The 543-nt window shown below is 44.4% G+C and carries 2 tRNA genes and 1 rRNA gene; all 3 read right to left on the reverse strand.

Annotation, left to right across the window (positions count from 1 at the left end):
- Positions 1-210: 210 nt before the first annotated feature.
- Positions 211-286 (reverse strand) — tRNA-Ala (locus tag A5320_RS07345).
- A 13-nt stretch (positions 287-299) separates the two neighbouring features.
- Positions 300-376: transfer RNA gene (locus A5320_RS07350), tRNA-Ile, on the reverse strand.
- An 87-nt stretch (positions 377-463) separates the two neighbouring features.
- Positions 464-543 (reverse strand): 16S ribosomal RNA (locus A5320_RS07355); the annotation flags it as partial.

Genomic DNA, 543 nt, shown 5'->3' on the forward strand with positions numbered 1-543 from the left:
TACGCTTAGTCACTTAACCATACAACCCCAAATTGTCTTTGAAATCGTAAGTATCGTGCTTAAGGTTCACAATAAAATTGTTGACCTTTATTTTTACTACTATCAGCTTGCCTAATTGTTAAAGAGCGTTGAGCATAAAGCTCAAAGAGAAGCACTTGATTTCAAGAACTTGTCTTTGAGTTTTCAAACAGTAATTTCATTTCTTAAGAATGGTGGAGTTAAGCGGGATCGAACCGCTGACCTCCTGCGTGCAAGGCAGGCGCTCTCCCAGCTGAGCTATAACCCCATACAGGCGATATTGGTTGGTCTGAGTAGACTCGAACTACCGACCTCACCCTTATCAGGGGTGCGCTCTAACCACCTGAGCTACAGACCAGCCGTAACCGCAATGGGTCTTACTGTTTGCTCTACGTTTACAATCAATCATCTGTGTGGACACTACGCAAAATAGTTCCGCTTTAGGTAAGGAGGTGATCCAACCCCAGGTTCCCCTAGGGTTACCTTGTTACGACTTCACCCCAGTCATGAATCACAAAGTGGTAA

This window comes from Rheinheimera sp. SA_1, from assembly GCF_001669775.1.
Lineage (GTDB): Bacteria > Pseudomonadota > Gammaproteobacteria > Enterobacterales > Alteromonadaceae > Pararheinheimera.